Genomic DNA, 20884 nt, shown 5'->3' with positions numbered 1-20884 from the left:
ACCCTATTGGATTAAAAAAAAACTCATCCCCAATGCTAAACTTAACCTTGATTACTCCAGTCAAAAGAGAGCTACCTCCTTCTACGCCGAAAACAGTACCTAAAAAACAAAAAGTAAAACCAGTACCCACTTATAAAAAAAATACTCCTAATACATCCCCTACAAAGCCTATATCTCAAAAAATATTACCTAAACCCTCTACACCCCGTAATCATTCTCAAAAAAACGTATCTCACCTCCCAAACTCAGCAATAAAATCTGGTTCTTCTCAAGAAAAAAATTCTAAAGTAGAAATTAAATCGAACACGATTAGAGATCACGTCACCTCTACTGAAAATCTAGTTGCCCATTTAGATCAGCATATTATTGATGAAGAACACACAGATGGACTCCGCAGGCGGTATATTAGTTCAAGCACAAAACTATATGCTGCAACCTCTTATTTAGATTCTTGGCGAAAAAAAGTAGAGCGGGTGGGTAGGCTAAGTTATCCAGAAGAAGCGAAACGACAAGGTTTATCAGGCCAACTCGTCCTTTCTGTAGATCTTAACCCTAATGGTACAGTAGCTAATATTACCATACGAAAATCCTCTGGACATAAAGCTTTAGATAAAGCAGCGGTTCAAATTGTCCATTTAGCTGCCCCTTTTGCTAAAGTACCTAAATCTCTATTGGAAGGCTATGATATACTTACAATTACTCGGACATGGACATTTGGAAGTGCCAAATATTTTAGCTCTAACTAAACCTAAAATAGGTAGGTTATTATGAAAATAGAAGGTTACCTTTGTAATCATTTCCTAATTGCTATGCCTACCCTAACGGATATTAATTTTTCTCGAACAGTCGCGCTGATTTGTGAGCACAATGAAAATGGCGCGATGGGCATCGTAATTAATCGCCCTTTAAATATTGATTTAAATAAATTATTACAACAAATAAAAGTAAAAGAACAACACGAAAAAGTACAGGGTACGGCACCCATATGTTTGGGCGGACCCATGGGGCAAAACCAAGGGTTTGTTATGCATAATCCTGTAGGCGAATGGGAAACTACGCTAAAAATCGGTGACACTTTAGGATTAACTACCTCTTATGATATTGTCGATGCAATTGCACAAGGAAAAGGACCATCGCAAGCACTGATTGCACTGGGGTATGCAGGTTGGAGCTCTCATCAATTGGAGCAAGAATTAGTAGAAAATTCTTGGTTAAGTGTACCGGCTGATAATCAAATTATTTTTGATATTCCCTATGAACAACGGTGGGAAGCTGCTGCTGCGCTGATAGGTGTTAATTTTTCTAATCTCTCTGGAGAAATTGGGCATGCATGAGTTATATTAAAACTCCTAAATCTGTTACTCGACCCAGAGTTGTACTTGGTTTCGATTTTGGTTTGAGTTATATCGGGGTCGCTGTAGGACAGGAGATTACTTATACTGCAAATCCACTCACCACCTTGAGGGCTCGTAATGGTACCCCCAATTGGGATCAAGTCACTCAACTTATAGAACAGTGGAGCCCGGATTTACTTGTAGTAGGTCTACCTCTTAATATGGACCAATCTGAACAGCCACTTACTCATGCAGCTTTTCATTTTGGAAATCGTCTTCAAGGTCGTTATGGATTAACGGTAGAGTGGATTGATGAGCGTTTATCAACGGTTGAGGCTTGGGAGCAAGTAAATTATAAATCTAGCCCAAAAGGGCATCATTGCATTGATCAGTTGGCTGCACAATGTATTTTACAAACTTGGCTAAGAGAGCAATAAATTTCTATACTGCTCTATTTTCTTTAGATCTAAAAATGAAATAATTAATAGCTATCTTGTAGATTCCATGAATAGCATTCAGATAAGTAGTGGAGGGAAATTACGCCATTTTTTAACTATTCAAGGGTTAAATAAAGATATTTTATTACAAATTCTTGATACTGCAGATCATTTTTTAAATACATTACAAAACAATAGTAAAATCCCCTTACTCGAGGGTAAAACAATCGTTAATCTGTTTTTTGAAAATAGTACACGTACTTTAAGTACATTTGAAATAGCAGCCAAATGTTTATCTGCAGACGTTATTAATTTTAATATTCGTACTTCATCTACCCAGAAGGGAGAGAGCTTATTAGATACCCTATCTAGTCTTAATGCGATGCGTTGTAATATGTTTATTGTACGACACCCAGATAGTGGATCTGCCCATTTTCTTGCTTCTCATGCACCTCAGCATGTAAATGTTATTAATGCTGGAGATGGATGTCATGCCCATCCTTCCCAAGCGATGTTAGATATGCTTACTATTCGCCGCCATAAAGCTACTTTTTCTGATCTTAGAGTAGCTATTGTTGGAGATCTTCTTCATTCCCGGGTAGCACGCTCAGAAATTCAAGCACTTAAAATTTTAGGAGTCCGAGAAATTAGAGCAATTGGACCACGCACTCTTTTACCTCAGAGCATGGATGCTTTAGGGATTAATATCTTTCATGAGATGGAGTCAGGCTTAAGAGATGTAGATGTAGTTATTATGCTACGTCTTCAACAAGAACGAATGCAAAGTGCATTATTGCCAAGTTTGCAAGAGTATTTCCGACTCTATGGACTAACAGAGGAAAAACTTGCTGTTGCAAAACCAGATGCGATTGTAATGCATCCAGGTCCTATTAATCGTGGTGTCGAAATTGAATCTACGATTGCAGATGGACCTCGCTCAGTAATACTAGAACAAGTAAGCCATGGCATTCCTATACGAATGGCAATTATTGCGATGACGCAAGGTTAGTACCATAAAATATAAATAAATGGGTATTGCAATTATAGGGGGGCGATTGATTGATCCTCTCAATCAGATAGATGCGCTCCAAGATGTTTACATTACAAATGGCAAAATAGCGGCAATTGGTGCTGCACCTGAATATTTTCCAATTGAGCAGACAATTAATGCTGAGGATAAAGTTGTATGCCCTAGTTTTGTAGATCTAAGAGCAAAGCTATGGGGAACATATCCAATACAAGCGATTCAAACGGAAATATTAGCAGCAGCTAAAGGGGGAGTCACTACAGTATGTGGTATACCCGATATTAAACAAGGCAATACCCTTTTTTCCCAAATTTTACAGGAATTTAGTCCAATTCAAATTGTTCCTCTTGGAATTCTTACCCAAGACTTTAAGGGATTACAACTGACAGAAATGGCTGGACTCAGTAAATTAGGCTACGGTGGTGTTACTAATGGATTAGTACCTATCGAAAATACTCAACTATTAAATAATGCATTATCCTACGCAGCCACTCTAGGATTAAAAGTGTTTTTATATCCTAGGGATGCTTGGTTAGGTATTGATGGTTATTGTCATGAAGGAGTAATAAGTGCAAGATTAGGTCTTAAAGGAATCCCCGAAACTGCAGAAACCATTGCTTTAGCTAGAGATTTACAACTTGTTGAACAAACTGGCGTTCAAGCTCATTTTTGCAATCTCTCAACTAAAAAATCTGTGCAGATGATTAAAGCAGCTCAAATAAAAGGATTACCAGTAACAGCAGATGTCACTGCCTATCATCTTCATTTAACGGAACACGATATAGGTGAATTTGATAGCCAATGCCACACCATACCACCTTTACGATCTCCGCTAGATCGGGATGGGTTACAACAGGGATTGCAAGAAGGTATACTTAGTGGCATTTGCTCTGATCATCAGCCTTGCAGCATAGATGCAAAGCTTGGTCCATTTGCGAGAACTAAACCAGGTATCTCTGGACTAGAAACTCTGCTTCCCCTGTGTCTTAGGCTAGTGCAGGAAGATATTCTCACATTAAATGAAGTAATTGCCTACTTAACTTATCGCCCAGCACAAATCCTTGGCATTGATACTGGTCATTTAGCTTGTGGTCAACTAGCTAATGTGTGCATCTTTGATCCAGACTATCAATGGGTGCTTAATCCAGCAGAAATGGTGAGCTATGGGAAAAATACCCCATTTGGTGGCTGGAAATTCCAAGGAATCGTCACCCATACCTTAGTAGCAGGTGAGGTAATTTATAAGGCAACACTATCATGAGTTTAAAATCCCATCGAAATACTATTTTTGTAGAAGAAGCTAAAATTCTAGCTCATGATACTTATCAGAGCAATCAGCATGTACTTTGGGTATCTGCACCAGAAATTGCTGCCCGTGCCACCCCAGGTAGTTTTGCCCATATTCAATGCGATTCTAGTTTGCCTATGCGTCGTCCTATTTCTATTATGCGTGCCGATCCTAAGCGAGGTTGGTTAGAGTTTTTCTATAAAGTAGTAGGTATAGGCACTCAGCTATTAGCTAAAAAGGTAGTAGGAGAAACTATTAATCTTATGGGTCCTATTGGACAGCCCTTTCAACTTGATTCTAAATATTCTCGCCCTTTGCTTCTTGGTGGAGGTGTAGGGATTCCTCCTATGATATTCTTAGCCGATCTCCTTCGCCATAATACCCATTACAAACCTCTTGTATTAATGGGATCAGAAATTCCATTTCCCTTTCAGCAAAAACCTTCCCAATATATAGTGTCTGGTCTACCTAGTGAGGTCATTGGAGCTATGCCCTTATTAGAAAATTGGAAAATCCCAAATCGACTCGCAAGCCTTCAGGGATATCCGGGTTGTTATGAAGGTTATGTCACAGATCTAGCTCGACTTTGGTTAACATCCCTTTCCACTCCTCAAAGACAGGAAATTGCCCTTTATGCTTGTGGCCCTCACCCCATGCTAGCAGCTACTGCAAAACTCGCTAATGAATTTAATCTTCCTTGTCAAGTATCTTTAGAAGAATTTATGGCTTGTGGGATAGGTGGCTGTGCTGGCTGTACTGTAAAGGTACACACAGAACAAGGAGTAGCTATGAAACGAGTATGTGTTGATGGGCCTGTTTTTGATGCAAAATCGGTATTTATCTAGAAATATATCTAACTGATTATCTAGCCTTTCCTAAATATTAGCTTACACTGTACAGCTGTTAAAGCCTAACTACTTTAGGAGAGCGTAATGAGAGAGGTATTTACTATATTTATCTTAGGTTTTATTACAGTTGTTAGTGCTAAAGAAGCTAACCATGAAACCCTAGCCATTAACAAATTATTAACACCAATTTTATCTGGTAGCACGATCAATGAAAAAGAAGCTCAAGCGACTATGTTAGAGCTTACCTATGCCCCAGGAGCTAGCACCCCACCCCATCACCATGCTGGAGCAGGATTAATTTATGTAATAGAGGGTGATTATAAATCTAAAATATCGAATCAGCCTTTAAAAACCTATCATCAAGGAGAAGCTTTTTTTGAGCCTGCTGGAAGTGTTCATGAGATTTCTGCTAATGCCAGTACTGAAAAACCAGTGAAATTTTTAGTCATCTTTTTTACAGAGCAAAATAAAACCCCGCTTACCACCATGGAAGAGCCAATCTCTAATTATTAATAGTAATTATTCTGGAAATAGCTGGTTATATACTTTACTTACTAAGTTATTTACTTTCATTTTGTATTATTTATAGGAAATCAGATAGTGAGCAATATATTTAGAATTTTAGGATTAGCTGTCCTTTTAATGATAAAACCACTTTTTGCCGCAATGCCAGAGAATGGTTGGTGGTGGAATCCGTCTCAAAGTGGAACTGGCTATAACCTTGAAGTGCAAAATAGTACTGTATTTGCGGCATTATTTATCTATGACAATAATGGCAATCCTACTTGGTATTCTGGGGCTGGGACTATTACCCAAAATTCAACTCAGAATAGCAGTAGCACCACTATTGCTTTACAACAATCTACAGGTGGTCCTTGCCTAGGTTGTACTTATACAAAACCTCAAACAAGTGCTACAGGCAAACAACTTCTGTTAACTTTTAATGCCGATGGATCGACAGCTACTGCTACGGTAGATGGGGTAACTACAGCATTACAGCGGATGAATTTTGCCTATGGACATGGAGCTCAAATACTTGTAGGTGCTTGGACAGTGGTAAGTTTGCCTGTCCCTGGTGCATCAGGGGAGCTGCCTAATAACTCAGGAGTCAGTAATTATATTGTGTGCAGTAGTGTTAATGATCAAGGTGGGATAAGTTGTACTGATATAGCTGGCGATGCAATTACAATTACTCCTACAGCTGATGGAAGCGGAAATTATCAAGCTTTACTTCCAATTCCTAATGAGAGTAATAGTATTGCAGTAAAACTTAGACTCCAAGGATTAAACCAACTAGAAGGTGTGGCCACTATTGTCCCCTCTGGTGCTGATGCAGATACTATTAACAGCGCATTACAAAATGCTGGATCCTTAGCTCGTGGTTTTAGAGATGAAAGTGTAAATCCCTCTTTAATTGCGCCACCTTCAAGTACGCCAGCACCTTCTGATCAAAATAGCAGTAACAATCAAAGTTTTACTTCTCAAGCAGGAAGTGCACTCACAGGTACCTTCAATGATGTTAAATCATTTTTTCTAAATACTTTTTAACGCTTATAGAAAAAGCAAGTAACTACGTAGATAGCTGACAGGTTACTTGCTTTTTTTCGCTATTACTCATAGCTATATCCCTCTGCATGTAGCTTTTTGATCCTGCTAAATTTTCTATATTCACTTGCCGTGAAGGAGCGACTCTATGTTTATTAAACGTGCTAATTATTACCAGCATAATTTAAAAGCAATTCAGGCATTATTTGCCACCAATCAGCATATTGAATCTATTGATAAAAAACTCCGGGCATTAGTAGAGCTTAGAATTTCTCAAATCAATGGCTGTGCCTACTGTGTCGATATGCACGCTCAGCAAGCTCGAGAAGCTGGGGAGGGCCAGCAGAGATTAGATTGTCTGCCCGTGTGGCGAGAATCTCATTTTTTCACTCAAGCAGAATGTGCAGCATTTGCGTGGGCAGAGTCTGTCACTCATATTTCAACTACTCGAACACCAGATGAAATATATCAAGAATTACATCAACATTTTTCTGAACAAGAAATTGTAGATTTAACGTTAATTATTTCTATGATGAATATGTGGAACCGAATTGCTATTAGCCTACGGCGATTACCTGAATTAAAATCAAAATAGCCATGAATAATGAATAATTTACTACCTATAAATACTATTATTCAGGGAAATTGTATTGAAGTACTCAAAACTTTTCCTGAAAAATCTATCGATCTTATTTTCGCTGACCCTCCCTATAATCTGCAGCTTCAAAATGAATTATTCCGACCTAATCAAACCCAAGTAGAGGGTGTAACAGATTATTGGGATCAATTCGATAGCTTTGCCGAGTACGACACTTTCACTAGAAACTGGCTAGATGAATGCCGACGAGTATTAAAAGATCAGGGTACTCTTTGGGTGATTGGCTCTTATCATAATATTTTTCGAGTAGGTACTCACCTTATAGATTTAGGTTATTGGATTTTAAATGATGTGATTTGGTATAAAACCAATCCTATGCCTAATTTTCGAGGTACTCGCTTTCAAAATGCAACAGAAACACTTATTTGGGCAAAAAAATCAGAGCACCAAAAAAAGTATACGTTTAATTATCAGGGAATGAAGAATTTTAATGAAGATAAACAAATGCCTAATGTATGGCAGATTCCCCTATGCACTGGAGCAGAACGGATTAAAATTAATGGAAAGAAAGCCCACTCTACTCAAAAGCCAGAAGCCCTACTTTACCGTGTAATTCTTTCATCTAGCAATCCTAACGATATTGTTGTAGATCCTTTTTTTGGCTCAGGTACGACAGGGGCAGTAGCTAAAAAGCTACAACGTAATTATATTGGCATCGAACTAGAATCTCACTATATCAAAATTGCTCAAAGTAGAATAAACAGTATTTCTGAAGCTTTACTCTCTGAGTCTGCACTGACTACCCCATCAAAGAGAACTGCCCCACGGATAAGTATTGGTCAACTCATAGAGGCTCAATATTTGCAGATTGGTCAAATCCTATTTTCTAAAAACCGCCAAATTAAAGCGATACTTAAGGCGGATTCTCATCTGTTATGGGATAAAGCCTCTGGATCTATTCATCAAATTGCTGCTGCCGCACAAGGACAAACTGCCTTTAACGGTTGGGATTATTGGTACTATGAAGACGCTAATCATGAGTTAATTAGCATTGATACCCTACGAGAAAAGTATCGAAAAGAACAAGAATTACTATGAATGATTTTGATTCTAAGACTATTGTTCGAGATACGGTGATTCAGATCATTGATAATAGCATTACAGAAAAGAATATTCAGAAAGCCCTTTCAATTCATAAGGAAAAAGTACACTTTATACCTGCTCACTACCTAGTATTTAGTGGATTACTTCAATCGCTCAATATAAAGTTTGGATATTTTATTGAAAAGCTAATCAGTCAAATTATTGAGAGCGATCCTAAAATAGAGCTATTACTTAATTCAGGTGAGAGAGTAAAACAACAAATCACAAAAGAGACCGATAGTCTAATTGATAAATACATTACTGAAAGACAACAGGCTGAAAGCCCTGATCGCTGTGATGATCTTTTCCAAGCATTACAAACGAAGATTTTTAGAGTAGAAACTCAAAACAATAGCAAACAAATTTCCTCAAAAACACAAGATGTTGATTCTCTTTTTAAAACACCTACAAGACAAATCATCTATTTAGAAATTAAATATAATGATGATCACGATACAGGCAAATTTATTGATATTAATCGTAAGTTTTTAAAAACTTACGCAGGATTAATCAATTATCTAAATATTAAAAATATTCAAGAATTAAAACCCATTCTTTATTATTTTAACTCTACTAAAAGATGGGGACCTGTTTACGTTCCATCTTCTAATATATATAGAGGTAGGAGACTATTTGAGGAATATTTTAGTATTTTATTTGATGAAATCCATGAAAGCTTACTTAACTTAGGACAGGATAAAGAAATTATTCGTAAATTCGATGACCTTTATGAAAAAATTAAGTCTAATGAACAGGTAAGTTTTTTCTTAAAAACATACTTACTTAATTTCCTTGCTATACCAATAGATATAAGGCTAATAAGTTAGATGGAGGTTCAGAGTATGAAAAACCCTGCTGCTTATAGTGGTGTTATAGCACTCGCTTTATTCCTTGCTTGGGGGTCAGTACAGACCTTATCTGCTGCCGAAAAATCCCTGTATGGTACTTATTTTACTGGTATGAGTGGAGAAAATAGTCTTTATACCTCCCAAACAGATGAACAAGATAAAGCAAATCATCATTACAAGTATTACAGAGAGTGTAATACAGACAAAAGGTGCAATAAAGTTTGGAAACCAGTAATTAGTTCTGGATCACATGCTAAAAGCAATAGCTCCTTTTTCAGTAATATTCAACACGATAAGAATAGGAGAGCACATATAAATTCATTGATGTTGCTCACAAATTTTTAAAAACTTATGTAGAATTAATTAATTATCTAAGCATTAAAAATATTTAAGAATAAGAACCTATTTTTTATTATTTTAATCCCACCAAAAGATGGGAACCTATATGTAGATTACACCTTCTAATGTATATAGATAAAAGGCTATTTAATGAATGTTTCAGTAGTTCATAATAGTTAGGTCAAGATAAGGAGGTTATAAGTTTTCTCTTAGAGAGATACTTATTATTTTCACTTCCTTGTTGTATCACATAGATACAAGGCTAATAAGTTAAACGGAGGTTCATCATATGAAAAATTCTGTTACTTATAGTGCTCAAGGTGCTATAGCACTCATCTTATTCCTTAGCTGGGGATCAGCACAAGCTCTATCTACTGCCGAGAAATCCCCGTATGGTACTTACCTTACTGATATAAATGGAGGAAATAGTCTATATATTTCTCAATCAGATGAACAAGGTAAAGCAAGCCATTGTTATAGAAGGTGTAATAAAGTTTGGAGACCAGTAATTAATTCTGGGTCAAATGATCAAATCAATAGTTCTTTTTTAGGTCTAAATAATTATTTTTTAAGTAATATTCAATATGGTAAGGATGGAGGGATGCATATTGCCTATGATCATAATGCACTTCCTAAAGCCGATAAAAAAGTAAACAAATTTTTACTGGGTACAATTATACGTGCGGATGGTTTAATACAAATCACCTATAATGGCTGGCCCCTATATTATTATTTAAATGATTTTGGCCCTAATGATACCCATGGGCAAGGTAGAATTAGTCTGGGTTCTAAATGGGCTTTAGTAACTCCTGAAGGCAAAGCTATAGATACGCCGATAACAGTCTCTTCTCGTTATTAATGATTATCTTTACATAATTCCTAAAAATGGCATGCTGGCATTTAGCCAGTGTGCCATTTCATCTAGTAGAAAGATATTTCTTTAACCAGCCAAATAGTAAAAGCTAAGATAGCTTAGATGAGTTTTATGAAAAAACTTATATTTATAGTAACTATATCCTTTTTTTGCTTATATGCTAAAACACAACAGAATATGACTGAAATCATAAATGAGAAGCAAGGATTGGTTACGTTAACTGGTCTGTCCTCTCCTGAAAAAAACGATGAACTATATTAAAACGCTTCTAAGAGAAGAAGGATTTCATATTTTTACAATTATTGATCATAGTGCAAGTGCGAAAAAGCATGGAAGAGAGCTTAATCCTACGCAGCTCATTATTTTTGGAAACCCTAAAACGGGTGGTACAGGGTTAATGGAAGAAAACCAAACGATTGGTATTGATTTACCTGCTAAAATTTTAGTTTGGAGGGACAATGAAGGGATTACCCATATTACTTATAACGACATGCAATGGATAGCCAATCGGCATCATTTTACGGATAAAAATATAGATATTATTAACAGACTAAATAAAGTCATCTCTGAAATTTGTATGAAAGCATCTAAGTATATCTCTGAAAAATAACAATTTTTAAAAGATGTATTTTTTATAAATTTTTCTTGATATTTGTTATTTTCCCACTATCCTTGTAAGTATAAAACGAATAAATTAGGCGGAGGGTAGTGATATGAAGAGTCATGATTTACTTAAATATCAGACGATTACAGCTTTTACTTTATTGCTTATTTGGGGGGTTACAGCACAGGCACTATCCACTGCTGAAAAGTCCCCATATGGTGTTTATCTCATAGATATGAATGGAGGAAATAGTCTTTATATTTCACAAGCGGATAAACAAGGAAAAACAAGTAATTGCTACGGAGAATGTTCAAAAACTTGGATGCCGGTGACCACTGAATCTAAAGCAGGTGATGAGGTTGATAACTCCCTCTTAAGCAGTATTAAATATACAAAAGATGGTATGTGGGTTGTTTATGGCACTGATACTAGCCCTAAAAATGGAAAAATTAATCCCTCTCTGTTAGGCACAATTCAACGTAAAGATGGTCTTACTCAGGTAACTTATAATGGTTGGCCACTTTACTATCATGCTCAAGATCTTGGTCCTTATGATACTTATGGGCAAAATAAGGAAAGTTTTGGTGCTAGGTGGCACTTGATGAATCCTAGCGGTAAAGCTGTAGGATCTCCTGTAACTGCCTCTATTCACCAATAGCCGTACAATTAAATTAGGCATGCTGGCTTTAAATTAAAAGCTAGCGTGCTGTTTAGATGTGAAAACGTTTAATAAGCTTTATAAAGATTTTGCCAGAAATTGAGCAGTATAACTTTTAGAGGCAGAAGAAATGATATCCTTAGGAGTTCCATAGGCGGTAACCTCTCCACCTGCATTTCCTCCCTCTGGTCCTAGGTCAATAATCCAGTCCGTCTCAGCAATAACATCTAAATTATGTTCAATAATAACTACAGTATTTCCTGTATCAATGAGTTGATGTAGCACTTCAACAAGCTTAGCCACATCTGCCATATGCAAACCAATAGTAGGCTCATCTAAAACATATAAGATATGTTGATTTGCTTTGGGATTTTTCCTAGCTAATTCTGCAACTAGCTTAATTCGCTGAGCTTCTCCACCACTTAGGGTAGGGCTAGCTTGTCCTAATTCTAAATAACCTAGTCCTATTCTCTGAAGTAGAGCTAATGGTGGATAAATTTTAGGATGAGCAGCAAAAAATGAGGTGGCCTCATCCACGTTCATTTTTAAAATTTCACCAATATTTTTATCCTTGTACCGTACCGTTAAAGTTTCTGAAACAAAGCGATCTCCATGGCACACTTCGCAAGGAATAATCACATCAGGTAAAAAGCTCATTTCAATTTTTTTGATACCTTGCCCATTACATTCTTGGCAACAACCTTCTTTTACATTAAAAGAAAAACGACTTGGGCTATAACCTCGTATTTTTGCCGCAGGAGTTTCTGAAAAAAGATAACGAATATCATCCCAAAACCCAATATAAGTTGCTAAGCAAGATCGAGGGGTTTTACCAATAGGGGTTTGATCTACTTCTATTACTTGATTGATACTTTCCCATCCCTGAATATGGTGACAACCATAGAAGGGCGGATCAGGATCTTTATTTTTTCCGTTATTTTGTAATTTTTTCTGGAGATTTTTATAAAGTATTTGCCGAACTAAGGTGCTCTTACCACTACCACTTACTCCAGTAACACCCACTAAGCACTCTAAAGGAAAATCTATATCTATATTTTTTAAATTATGGAGATTAGCCCCTCTGATCTTAATCCAATGGGATATAGATCGTTGCTTTTTTTGAATAGCATTTTTTACTGAATGATTTAAATAATGTGCTGTTAAAGATTTTTTATGAGCTAAAAGCGTATTTAAATCACCTGCTACCATTATTTGCCCACCATTAATTCCACCATTAGGTCCTAAATCAATAATGTGATCTGCTCTACGAATCGCAGTCTCATCATGCTCTACCATCACTATGGTATTACCTTTTTGCTTAAGCTGATTTAAGGTATTTAGCAACATTTCATTATCCCGGGGATGGAGTCCAATAGTGGGTTCATCTAAGATATAACACACTCCTTGTAAGCTCGATCCTAGTTGTGCAGCTAAGCGAATTCGTTGTGCTTCTCCTCCGCTTAATGTGGGTGCTGATCGATCTAGAGCTATATAGGCAAGATCTACTTGGCTTAAAAAAATGAGTCGAGCTCTGATTTCAGGCAGTATATCCTGGGCAATGGTAGCTTCTCTTCTGTTTAATTTGATCGTTTGAAAGAAAACTTCGGCTTCAGCTATAGATAACTTTGTAATTTCCGCAATATTTTTATCTCGAAAGCGTACCGATAGGGCTTCTGAATTAAGACGTTGTCCATCACATACAGAACAAATAGCGATAGCATCATAGAATTCTTTTTTCAATTGATCCTCATCTGGATCTAAATCTTCTAGCCCGCTACCTTGGCAATGAATACAGTAGCCGTGTTTAGAGTTGTATGAAAAAAGACGAGGATCTAATTCATTAAAACTACGATGACAAGTAGGACAAGAGCGGTTTATAGAATAAATAGCATATTTATTTTCGATTGATGATAATTGCTCTAGCTGTGCAGTTAAGCATACTTTAACCATACCATGCCCTAAAGATAGTACTTGTTTTAATAGGGCAGTTAATTGAGCATCATTTTTTGTGCTGATTACTATGCTACCTACAGGTAACCGAATCGTATGCTCTTTAAATCGATCAAGGCGAGGCCAATTTTCTGTAGGAATAAGCACTTCATCTACTTGTAAGTGGGGAAAGCTTTTATTCGCTGCCCATTTTGCCAGATCTGTATAGTAGCCTTTTCGTGCAGTTACCAATGGGGCAAGCAGCGTAATAGTCTGATTTTGGTAATTCTTAATAATTTGATCCTTAATTGTTAATAAGTTTTGAGATTCAATAGGAATTTGGCAATCAGGACAATATTGTTTTCCTAGTTTTACAAATAGTAATCGTAAAAAATGGTAAATTTCAGTTAAAGTAGCCACAGTACTTTTTATGCCGCCTCGACTAGTACGTTGTTCAATGGCTACGGTAGGAGGAATACCATAAATGGCATCCACATTAGGACGAGGAGCAGGTTGCACAAATTGGCGAGCATAAGCATTTAGGGATTCTAAATAACGCCGTTGACCTTCAGCGAACAAAATATCAAAAGCAAGGGTGCTTTTTCCTGATCCAGAAACACCTGTAATTACAGTAAGTTTGTTTCTAGGAATATCTGCATCAATACCTTTCAAATTACATTCATAAGCATGATGGATATGGATGGAAGTAGATTGCTGTTTTTTAAAATCAGAACTAGGTAAATAAGTGATTGCTGACTCGGCTACTTTAGCCAATTCTATAGACTCTTGCTGATATTCCTTTAGTGCTTTGCCGGTATGATTATTCTGAGCATGGATAATTTCAGTAGGCCTGCCTGTAAAAAGAATCTTGCCACCTTTTTCTCCCCCTTCAGGTCCTAAATCAATCAGCCAATCTGCTGCTTGGATTACGTCTAAATTGTGCTCAATCACTATAAGAGAATGCTCTTCTGCTAAGAGTTTCCGGAACACTTTAATCAGGGTAGCAATATCATCAAAGTGTAGTCCTGTAGTAGGCTCATCTAATAAAAATAAAATAGGGCGAGAATTTTTTTTATAATTTTTGGCTTTAGCTAGATATCCAGCCAATTTTAGCCGCTGAGATTCACCCCCACTTAGTGTAGGTAGGGGCTGGCCTAGCTTTACATAACCTAAGCCCACAGTTTGTAAAGGCTCTATTTTTTTTAAAATTTCTTGGCTGTTAGCAAAAAAACCTATTGCCTCTGTTATAGTTAGATCAAGAATGTCTGCAATAGACTTACTCTCTTCACTTGTAGGGGAAGATAAGGTGATTTCAAGTATTTCTGGACGAAATCGATGGCCATTACATTCTTGGCAGCGAATATAGACATCGCTTAAGAACTGCATTTCTACATGTTCAAATCCAGATCCATTACAAGCAGAGCAACGCCCTGTACCGCTATTAAAACTAAAGGTGGTAGGACTATAGCCTCGCTCTTGTGCTAAAGGCTCTTGAGCAAAAATTTTTCGCAAAGGCTCTAAAGCACCTACATAGCTAATAGGATTAGATCGGGTTGTTTTACCAATAGCAGATTGATCTACTAATATTAATTCTTGGAAGAATTCATAACCTGTAACTGATTGGCAATTCCTTAAGGAATCTCCTGTCTTGCCTTGAAATATGCACCATTCCTGATAAAGCACTTCTTGAATTAAGGTAGATTTGCCTGAACCACTTATGCCAGTAATACACACTAAGCGGTTTAAAGGAATCTTAACGTCGATGTTTTTAAGATTATTTGCTTGAGCACCTAAAATTTCTAAGTAATGCTTAGATTCTCGTTTTTTAGAATCAGAGGATAGGAATCTAATTTTCTTTCTACCCGCTAAGTAATCACCTGTAAGGGATATTTTGGCTTCCATGAGTTGATGAGGTGTACCAAAAAAAACTTTTTCCCCTCCATGCTCTCCAGGACCTGGTCCTAAATCCAAAATGCGATCAGAGGCTTTCATAATTTGTGCATCATGCTCTACTACGAGTAAAGAATTACCCGAATCTCTTAGTCTCTGAAGGATACGAATGATACGACCTGTATCTCTTGCATGCAGACCAATACTTGGCTCATCTAGAACAAATAAAGTATTTACTAAAGAAGTGCCTAGTGCTGTAGTTAAATTAATCCTTTGTACTTCACCACCACTTAGGGTGCGAGATTGTCGATCTAAACTTAGATAGCCTACCCCTACTTCCATTAAATAACTTAAGCGGGATCGTATTTCAGTAAGAAGCAGTTTAAGTGATTCATCCATAGAATGAGATAAGTTAAGATTTTGGAAAAACTGCTGGCAACGATCAATAGGGAGAGAGAGTAAATCACGAATAGTCAGTCCTGGGAGTACTTGCCATTGTGAGAGAGAAAGGATTACTTGATGAGGTTTAAATCTCTTGGATCTATCGAGCACTTCATCTGCGTTTGCTCGAGTACCAAGCCGCCATAAGAACGCTTCAGATTTTAAGCGAGCACCTTGGCAATCTGGACATATATGGTAGGTACGGTACTTTGCAAGCAGTACCCGAATATGCATTTTATAGCTTTTACTCTCTAGCCAGCTAAAAAAGCCACGAACCCCATACCATTGATTATCTTCCCATGCTCCATCTCCCTTTAGTACCCAATCTTGTTGATCTTGAGTCAATTCTTCCCAAGGAATATCTATAGGAATATTTTGTTGGCTAGCAAATCGAATTAGATCTTCTTGGCATTCTGCATAATTTTTTGTTTGCCAAGGTTTAATAGCTCCTTCGGCAAGAGTTTTTTGTTGATCTGGAATTACTAAACCATAATCTATTCCTATGGTTCGCCCAAATCCTCGGCAGGTCTCACAAGCACCTAGAGGAGAATTAAAAGAGAATTGATTAGAAGAAGGTTCTTGATAAGAAAGATTACAATGAGGACAATGAAGATATATGGAAAAATACCAAGGAGATAAGGGTTGTTTTTTCTCATTTAGGGGATAGATAGCAATATGACCTTGCCCATATTTAAATCCAGCTTCTAAAGATTCTAGAATACGGCTACGTTGGATGGTACCAAGTAATACTCTATCTTGAATAACTTCTAATATATGTTCTGTTTGGCTATGAATTTGAGTATAGCCTTGTTTTAGAAGTTGGGTTTTAATTTCATCCGTAGAAGAGTGGTTTGGGATATTAATTTTAAACGTAATTAGAATTCTAGTTTTATAATCTGGACTAGAGTGTAAGGTAAACAGCTGATCATATACTTTCTCTGGAGTGTCTTTTTGTACTTGTTTTCCGCACCCTTGGCAATAGAGCTGAGCAGCTTTAGCAAATAAGAGCTTAAGGTGATCATTAAGCTCAGTCATAGTTCCTACCGTAGACCGGGAAGTACGAATAGGATTGACTTGATCAATGGCAATTGCAGGGGGTACTCCATCAATATAATCTACTTGAGGCTTATCCATTCGATCAAGGAATTGGCGGGCGTAGGGAGAGAAAGTCTCTACATAGCGTCGTTGACCTTCTGCATAAATAGTATCAAAAGCTAGAGAGGATTTTCCTGATCCGCTTACCCCAGTGACTACAATAAGCTCATTTAAGGGAAGTTCTAAATCTAAGCTTTTAAGATTGTTTTGTCTTGCCCCTCTAACCGTAATAGAATTCTTAGCCATAAAAATCTATTTATTTTTTATAGATCGCATCAATATTATTGTGAATATGCTAAAGCACTGTATCTTTTTTAATTTATACTAATTTAATTAAAAATTATTCTTATTGTAGAACCATTATTCACAGCAGCTAGGAAAAATAACGATGAATGAAGAAACTAAAGTTTGGTCTGGTAGTCAATCCCAAATTGTCAACTTCGGTACTTATATTATTTGTAGTTTAATTCCTCCCATTGCAGTAGGTGTAGTTTTTTATTTAAAGCTAACTTCTTCTGTGCCAGCAATTAGTGCGGCAGCAGGAATTGGTGCTATTGCAATTCTATATTCATTTTGGTGCTTTCTTGAAACTAAAAGCCAGTATTACGAACTAACTTCCCAACGGTTGAAATCTCATAACGGGGTTTTTTCTCGAAAAATTGAAGAATTAGAGCTCTATAGAGTGCGGGATACAGAGCTCTATCAGTCATTCTTTGAAAGAATTTTTGGATTAGGCACAATTACTATTATTTCTACAGATGCAACCACACCTACTTCTCTAATTGAGGGAATTAAAGGAGCTGAAGCACTAAGGGAGCAAATTAGACATTATGTAGAAGAATGCAGAACAAACAAAGAAGTTAAAATGAGAGAGATGGAATAGTTTTTTAGCAATTTTTGTTTTTTTATATGCCCGTAAATTACTATTGCGGGCATATTTATATATGTAAAATTTTAAACAATTATAAGAAGCTGGGTTTCCGTAGAAACTCCATTTCGTAACCAAGATAGAATCTCTAGACCTATTTTACTTAGATGTGTAGGGGCTAGTTCGTTTATTGTATTATCTCTTAGTTTATGACTAGTTTTTACCTATGGGGTATCTAGTCTATTTTCTCCAAAAGAGATGAAATAGTGGAAATATGCAAACAATACAATCCAAGAAGGGTATGTAAGAAAAAGAGCAAAAACACTAGAAAGTTTCTACCAGAGACTATTACTAATATAAAATTAAACCCCAATCAAAAATTATTTGTTATTGGTGCTAAAAGCTTTGGCGAATCTATGAACGCTAGAAAATTATTCTATTTAGGGGAAGAAAAGCGGAAAAATCTACGCCAAAAAATGATAGATAGGAAATCATCTATTAACACGGTAATGAAAAATGAATTACCTCCTGAAGTCTTTATTAATCAAATTAAAATCATTTACGGAGATAACGAAAAGTGTCCTATAGTAACACCCAAAGATGATCTTATCTCTTGGGATGGTAATCATTTAACTATAGAAGGTGTTAAATATATTGGAGACAAACTATTTCAAGAATTAGCCCTTTCTCAAGCTAAATAATATTAGTGCAACCGCTGCTTATACAAAAACTTAGGAAAGTTGTAGAAAAATTACCCTCAGATCATTTCACCTTAATTGAAACCCAGAATTTAATAGGAAAAGAAGGGTTAATATACTTTGTTTTACTACTTTCTCTGATCTTTATCATCCCTATCTCTATCCCTGGAATGGGTGCAGTGTGTGGTATGGTAATTTTATCTATTGGGATAAGCCTTTTTTTTGACCATCCTCTATGGTTACCTAAATCTATTAGAAATAAACTTATTTCTACAAAAGCACTTTCTACTGCTTTAGAGTACAGTTTAGTATGGCTAAACTATTTAGTAAGAATTAGCCACCCTTATCGCTTAAGTTGGTTAACTACTAAAAGAATCTTATACAAAATACATAACTTTGCTCTAATTTTAGGAGCTGTTCTACTGATTTTGCCTCTTGGTTTTATTCCCCTCAGTAATACTTTACCGGGATTTGCACTATTTTGTTTAGCTGTAGGATTACTCCAATGTGATGGGGTTTTTATTCTCTTAGGTTATTTAATTAATATTATTACTATAATTTATTTTGCCATGTTTATAGTGATAGGAAAAAAAATGCTTTACGAGGCTATTCAATATTTTTGAGCTGCTGCTAATGAATTTATCTCTTAGTAATATTAGAAAAATACCAAACCAAGTTAGCTCAATCCTTGCATTAGTTGTTTTAACATTTATTTGGGGATATGGCTGGGTTGTCGTGAAACAAGCACTGATTTGGTGTGCTCCAGTAGAGTTTGCTGCGCTACGCTCTATCGTTGGTGGATTATTCTTATTTCTTATTCTTTTTCTAAAAAAAAACACGTTAAAGCCAGTACATATTAAACCTATGCTTTGGCTCTCTTTATTACAAACCGTAGGGTTTATGGGTAGTGGTGCCTTAGCCCTTGTAGAGGGTAGTGTAGGAAAAAGTGCAGTACTTGTGTATACCATGCCTCTATGGGCTATTATTTTTGCGGCACATTTTTTAAAAGAACCTATTTATAAATTACAGTGGCTAGCACTTGGTATTGCAGGGATAGGTTTAATTGGCATTATTGATCCTTGGGAAACTCACTTTACCTTGGTAAGTACCCTACTTGCTTTAATTGCTGGGTTATTGTGGGGAGTAAGTGTCATTATAAGTAAAGAAATAAAATTAAATAATACTGCAGAACTTATTAATATTAATGCTTGGCAGATGTTTATTGGTGGTCTAGCGTTAGAAACGTTCTCCTATTTCATAGGAGAATCTATTCCAATTTGGAGCAGTGCTTTTTTATGGGCATTAGCTTATAACAGTATTTTATCAAGTGCCTTAGGTTGGATTCTTTGGCTCTACGCCCTGCAGCACTTATCAGCTAGTATTACTAGCTTAAGCTCTCTTGGAGTTCCAGTGATCACTATTATCCTTGCAGGCATGATTCTTAATGAAATCCCCACACTGCCTGAAACAGTTGGTGTCATACTTATCTTAATAAGCCTTGCTATACTTAGTATAGCTTCCTCCTTAAGGCATTGAATTTTATAAATTAAACGAATAATTCTACCTTTAAATTATATTGGTAAGACTAAAACTAATTAGATGATCTCAGATAAAGTTATTAACTCTTTTAATAGTGTAGAGAAAATGCCCATATTATTTTTGGGGCACGGTAGTCCGATGAACGCTATTGAAGAAAATGAATTTGTTATTGAATTTCGAAACCTTAGTAAGAAAATCCCAAAACCAAATGCTATTTTATGTATATCAGCACATTAGGAAACCCAAGGAACCCAAGTAACAGCTATGGAAAATCCAGCTACTATTCACGATTTTTTTGGATTTCCTCAAGAACTCTTTGAAGTACAGTACCCAGCACCAGGTAGCCCTACACTCGCAACAGGAATAAAATTGCTTATAAAATCTACTGAAGTAAGTTTAGATTATACTTGGGGTCTTGATCATGGAGCTTGGTCGGTAATTAAGCATCTTTATCCAGATGCAGATATACCTATTGTTGAAATGAGCCTAGATGTTAATAAAACACCTCAGCAGCATTATGAATTAGCTCAAGAATTAATACCTCTTCGGGAAAAAAGTGTACTAATCATTGGTAGTGGTAATATTGTTCATAACCTTAGGAAAGTAGACTGGCGAAAACTAAACGAAGAATTTGCTTATGATTGGGCGATGGAAGCTAATGAAAAAATAAAAAAGCTTATTTTAGATGATAATCATCAGGCACTTATTGATTTTGAAACCCAAGGAGCAGCCTTTCAGCTTGCTATTCCTTCTGTGGAGCACTATCTTCCACTACTATATATTCTTGGATTGAAAGAAAAGAACGAATCAATTAGTTTCTTTAATGATAAACCAATAGCTGGTGCCTTATCTATGACTAGCTTAAAAATTGAGTGAATATA

Annotated in this window: 22 protein-coding genes; 21 read left to right on the top strand and 1 reads right to left on the bottom strand. The window is 36.4% G+C overall.

The annotated features are described in order from the left end of the window. Nucleotides 1-32: 32 nt before the first annotated feature. The 15 genes from OOL07_RS01300 to OOL07_RS01230 all read left to right on the top strand — a co-directional run bounded on the left by OOL07_RS01300 (nucleotide 33) and on the right by OOL07_RS01230 (nucleotide 11543). On the top strand, nucleotides 33-746 hold the full coding sequence (locus tag OOL07_RS01300; protein WP_264694413.1) for an energy transducer TonB family protein: 714 nt from the start codon (nucleotides 33-35) through the stop codon (nucleotides 744-746). Nucleotides 747-767: 21 nt separating this feature from the next. Further along, nucleotides 768-1334, top strand: a complete 567-nt coding sequence (locus OOL07_RS01295) for a YqgE/AlgH family protein (RefSeq protein ID WP_264694411.1) — start codon at nucleotides 768-770, stop codon at nucleotides 1332-1334. Further along, the gene (ruvX, locus tag OOL07_RS01290; RefSeq protein WP_264694409.1) at nucleotides 1331-1771 is read left to right on the top strand and encodes a Holliday junction resolvase RuvX; all 441 of its coding nucleotides are present in this window, start codon (nucleotides 1331-1333) and stop codon (nucleotides 1769-1771) included. Before OOL07_RS01295 ends, ruvX begins: the two co-directional genes overlap by 4 nt. Nucleotides 1772-1838: 67 nt before the next feature. Beyond that, nucleotides 1839-2780, top strand: a complete 942-nt coding sequence (locus OOL07_RS01285; protein WP_264694407.1) for an aspartate carbamoyltransferase catalytic subunit — start codon at nucleotides 1839-1841, stop codon at nucleotides 2778-2780. 19 nt (nucleotides 2781-2799) lie between these two features. Beyond that, entirely contained in the window at nucleotides 2800-4059 is a 1260-nt protein-coding gene (locus tag OOL07_RS01280; protein ID WP_264694406.1) for an amidohydrolase family protein, read from the top strand. Beyond that, nucleotides 4056-4931, top strand: a complete 876-nt coding sequence (locus OOL07_RS01275; protein WP_264694404.1) for a dihydroorotate dehydrogenase electron transfer subunit — start codon at nucleotides 4056-4058, stop codon at nucleotides 4929-4931. Before OOL07_RS01280 ends, OOL07_RS01275 begins: the two co-directional genes overlap by 4 nt. Before the next feature lie 87 nt (nucleotides 4932-5018). Beyond that, entirely contained in the window at nucleotides 5019-5447 is a 429-nt protein-coding gene (locus OOL07_RS01270; RefSeq protein WP_264694403.1) for a cupin domain-containing protein, read from the top strand. A gap of 87 nt (nucleotides 5448-5534) precedes the next feature. Further along, nucleotides 5535-6482 (top strand): hypothetical protein, encoded by a 948-nt coding sequence (locus tag OOL07_RS01265; protein WP_264694402.1) that lies wholly within the window; start codon nucleotides 5535-5537, stop codon nucleotides 6480-6482. A 145-nt stretch (nucleotides 6483-6627) separates the two neighbouring features. Further along, the gene (locus OOL07_RS01260; RefSeq protein ID WP_264694400.1) at nucleotides 6628-7074 is read left to right on the top strand and encodes a carboxymuconolactone decarboxylase family protein; all 447 of its coding nucleotides are present in this window, start codon (nucleotides 6628-6630) and stop codon (nucleotides 7072-7074) included. A 9-nt stretch (nucleotides 7075-7083) separates the two neighbouring features. Next, nucleotides 7084-8175: a site-specific DNA-methyltransferase gene (locus tag OOL07_RS01255; protein WP_264694398.1), complete on the top strand. Its 1092-nt coding sequence runs from the start codon at nucleotides 7084-7086 to the stop codon at nucleotides 8173-8175. Further along, a complete protein-coding gene (locus tag OOL07_RS01250; RefSeq protein WP_264694396.1) occupies nucleotides 8172-9047 on the top strand; it encodes a HinfI family type II restriction enzyme in 876 nt (291 codons plus the stop codon). Before OOL07_RS01255 ends, OOL07_RS01250 begins: the two co-directional genes overlap by 4 nt. A 15-nt stretch (nucleotides 9048-9062) precedes the next feature. After that, nucleotides 9063-9413 carry a hypothetical protein gene (locus OOL07_RS01245; RefSeq protein ID WP_264694393.1) on the top strand — a complete coding sequence of 117 codons (351 nt, stop codon included), beginning with the start codon at nucleotides 9063-9065 and terminating at the stop codon, nucleotides 9411-9413. Nucleotides 9414-9696: 283 nt separating this feature from the next. Next, entirely contained in the window at nucleotides 9697-10266 is a 570-nt protein-coding gene (locus OOL07_RS01240; protein WP_264694391.1) for a COG4315 family predicted lipoprotein, read from the top strand. 262 nt (nucleotides 10267-10528) lie between these two features. Beyond that, entirely contained in the window at nucleotides 10529-10891 is a 363-nt protein-coding gene (locus OOL07_RS01235) for a DUF302 domain-containing protein (protein WP_264694389.1), read from the top strand. Nucleotides 10892-10994: 103 nt separating this feature from the next. Then, nucleotides 10995-11543 (top strand): COG4315 family predicted lipoprotein, encoded by a 549-nt coding sequence (locus OOL07_RS01230; RefSeq protein ID WP_264694387.1) that lies wholly within the window; start codon nucleotides 10995-10997, stop codon nucleotides 11541-11543. Between the two features lie 78 nt (nucleotides 11544-11621). Here OOL07_RS01230 and uvrA read toward each other — a convergent pair whose 3' ends face one another. Next, a complete protein-coding gene (gene uvrA / locus OOL07_RS01225; protein WP_264694385.1) occupies nucleotides 11622-17144 on the bottom strand; it encodes an excinuclease ABC subunit UvrA in 5523 nt (1840 codons plus the stop codon). Between the two features lie 142 nt (nucleotides 17145-17286). On the opposite strand from uvrA, the gene OOL07_RS01220 reads away from it, so the two are divergent. The 6 genes from OOL07_RS01220 to OOL07_RS01195 all read left to right on the top strand — a co-directional run bounded on the left by OOL07_RS01220 (nucleotide 17287) and on the right by OOL07_RS01195 (nucleotide 20879). Next, on the top strand, nucleotides 17287-17781 hold the full coding sequence (locus tag OOL07_RS01220; protein ID WP_264694383.1) for a PH domain-containing protein: 495 nt from the start codon (nucleotides 17287-17289) through the stop codon (nucleotides 17779-17781). A 251-nt stretch (nucleotides 17782-18032) separates the two neighbouring features. Then, entirely contained in the window at nucleotides 18033-18467 is a 435-nt protein-coding gene (locus OOL07_RS01215) for a hypothetical protein (protein WP_264694380.1), read from the top strand. Nucleotides 18468-18472: 5 nt separating this feature from the next. Next, nucleotides 18473-19087, top strand: coding sequence for an exopolysaccharide biosynthesis protein (locus tag OOL07_RS01210; RefSeq protein WP_264694378.1), 615 nt, complete (start codon nucleotides 18473-18475; stop codon nucleotides 19085-19087). Between the two features lie 10 nt (nucleotides 19088-19097). Next, nucleotides 19098-20000 carry a DMT family transporter gene (locus OOL07_RS01205; protein ID WP_264694376.1) on the top strand — a complete coding sequence of 301 codons (903 nt, stop codon included), beginning with the start codon at nucleotides 19098-19100 and terminating at the stop codon, nucleotides 19998-20000. 63 nt (nucleotides 20001-20063) lie between these two features. Then, nucleotides 20064-20240 (top strand): hypothetical protein, encoded by a 177-nt coding sequence (locus tag OOL07_RS01200; RefSeq protein ID WP_264694374.1) that lies wholly within the window; start codon nucleotides 20064-20066, stop codon nucleotides 20238-20240. Nucleotides 20241-20267: 27 nt separating this feature from the next. After that, complete coding sequence (locus OOL07_RS01195; protein ID WP_264694371.1) at nucleotides 20268-20879, top strand: dioxygenase family protein; 612 nt, start codon at nucleotides 20268-20270, stop codon at nucleotides 20877-20879. The last annotated feature ends 5 nt before the right edge of the window (nucleotides 20880-20884 follow it).

Origin of the sequence: Candidatus Nitrosacidococcus sp. I8 (assembly GCF_945836005.1) — a bacterium.
Lineage (GTDB): Bacteria > Pseudomonadota > Gammaproteobacteria > Nitrosococcales > Nitrosococcaceae > Nitrosacidococcus.
The sequence above is the reverse complement of the archived record's forward strand: the minus strand, read 5'-3'. Positions and strand labels throughout refer to the sequence as shown.

What these genes read in the sequence shown, in the direction of transcription:
- OOL07_RS01260 (WP_264694400.1), top strand. Translation starts at nt 6,628, where the DNA reads ATGTTTATTAAACGTGCTAATTATTACCAGCATAATTTAAAAGCAATT.
- OOL07_RS01230 (WP_264694387.1), top strand. Translation starts at nt 10,995, where the DNA reads ATGAAGAGTCATGATTTACTTAAATATCAGACGATTACAGCTTTTACT.
- OOL07_RS01195 (WP_264694371.1), top strand. Translation starts at nt 20,268, where the DNA reads ATGGAAAATCCAGCTACTATTCACGATTTTTTTGGATTTCCTCAAGAA.
- OOL07_RS01285 (WP_264694407.1), top strand. Translation starts at nt 1,839, where the DNA reads ATGAATAGCATTCAGATAAGTAGTGGAGGGAAATTACGCCATTTTTTA.
- OOL07_RS01240 (WP_264694391.1), top strand. Translation starts at nt 9,697, where the DNA reads ATGAAAAATTCTGTTACTTATAGTGCTCAAGGTGCTATAGCACTCATC.
- OOL07_RS01275 (WP_264694404.1), top strand. Translation starts at nt 4,056, where the DNA reads ATGAGTTTAAAATCCCATCGAAATACTATTTTTGTAGAAGAAGCTAAA.
- OOL07_RS01295 (WP_264694411.1), top strand. Translation starts at nt 768, where the DNA reads ATGAAAATAGAAGGTTACCTTTGTAATCATTTCCTAATTGCTATGCCT.
- ruvX (WP_264694409.1), top strand. Translation starts at nt 1,331, where the DNA reads ATGAGTTATATTAAAACTCCTAAATCTGTTACTCGACCCAGAGTTGTA.
- OOL07_RS01255 (WP_264694398.1), top strand. Translation starts at nt 7,084, where the DNA reads ATGAATAATTTACTACCTATAAATACTATTATTCAGGGAAATTGTATT.
- OOL07_RS01235 (WP_264694389.1), top strand. Translation starts at nt 10,529, where the DNA reads ATGAACTATATTAAAACGCTTCTAAGAGAAGAAGGATTTCATATTTTT.
- OOL07_RS01220 (WP_264694383.1), top strand. Translation starts at nt 17,287, where the DNA reads ATGAATGAAGAAACTAAAGTTTGGTCTGGTAGTCAATCCCAAATTGTC.
- OOL07_RS01270 (WP_264694403.1), top strand. Translation starts at nt 5,019, where the DNA reads ATGAGAGAGGTATTTACTATATTTATCTTAGGTTTTATTACAGTTGTT.
- OOL07_RS01250 (WP_264694396.1), top strand. Translation starts at nt 8,172, where the DNA reads ATGAATGATTTTGATTCTAAGACTATTGTTCGAGATACGGTGATTCAG.
- OOL07_RS01245 (WP_264694393.1), top strand. Translation starts at nt 9,063, where the DNA reads ATGAAAAACCCTGCTGCTTATAGTGGTGTTATAGCACTCGCTTTATTC.
- OOL07_RS01200 (WP_264694374.1), top strand. Translation starts at nt 20,064, where the DNA reads ATGATCTCAGATAAAGTTATTAACTCTTTTAATAGTGTAGAGAAAATG.
- OOL07_RS01205 (WP_264694376.1), top strand. Translation starts at nt 19,098, where the DNA reads ATGAATTTATCTCTTAGTAATATTAGAAAAATACCAAACCAAGTTAGC.
- OOL07_RS01280 (WP_264694406.1), top strand. Translation starts at nt 2,800, where the DNA reads ATGGGTATTGCAATTATAGGGGGGCGATTGATTGATCCTCTCAATCAG.
- OOL07_RS01300 (WP_264694413.1), top strand. Translation starts at nt 33, where the DNA reads ATGCTAAACTTAACCTTGATTACTCCAGTCAAAAGAGAGCTACCTCCT.
- uvrA (WP_264694385.1), bottom strand. Translation starts at nt 17,144, where the DNA reads ATGGCTAAGAATTCTATTACGGTTAGAGGGGCAAGACAAAACAATCTT.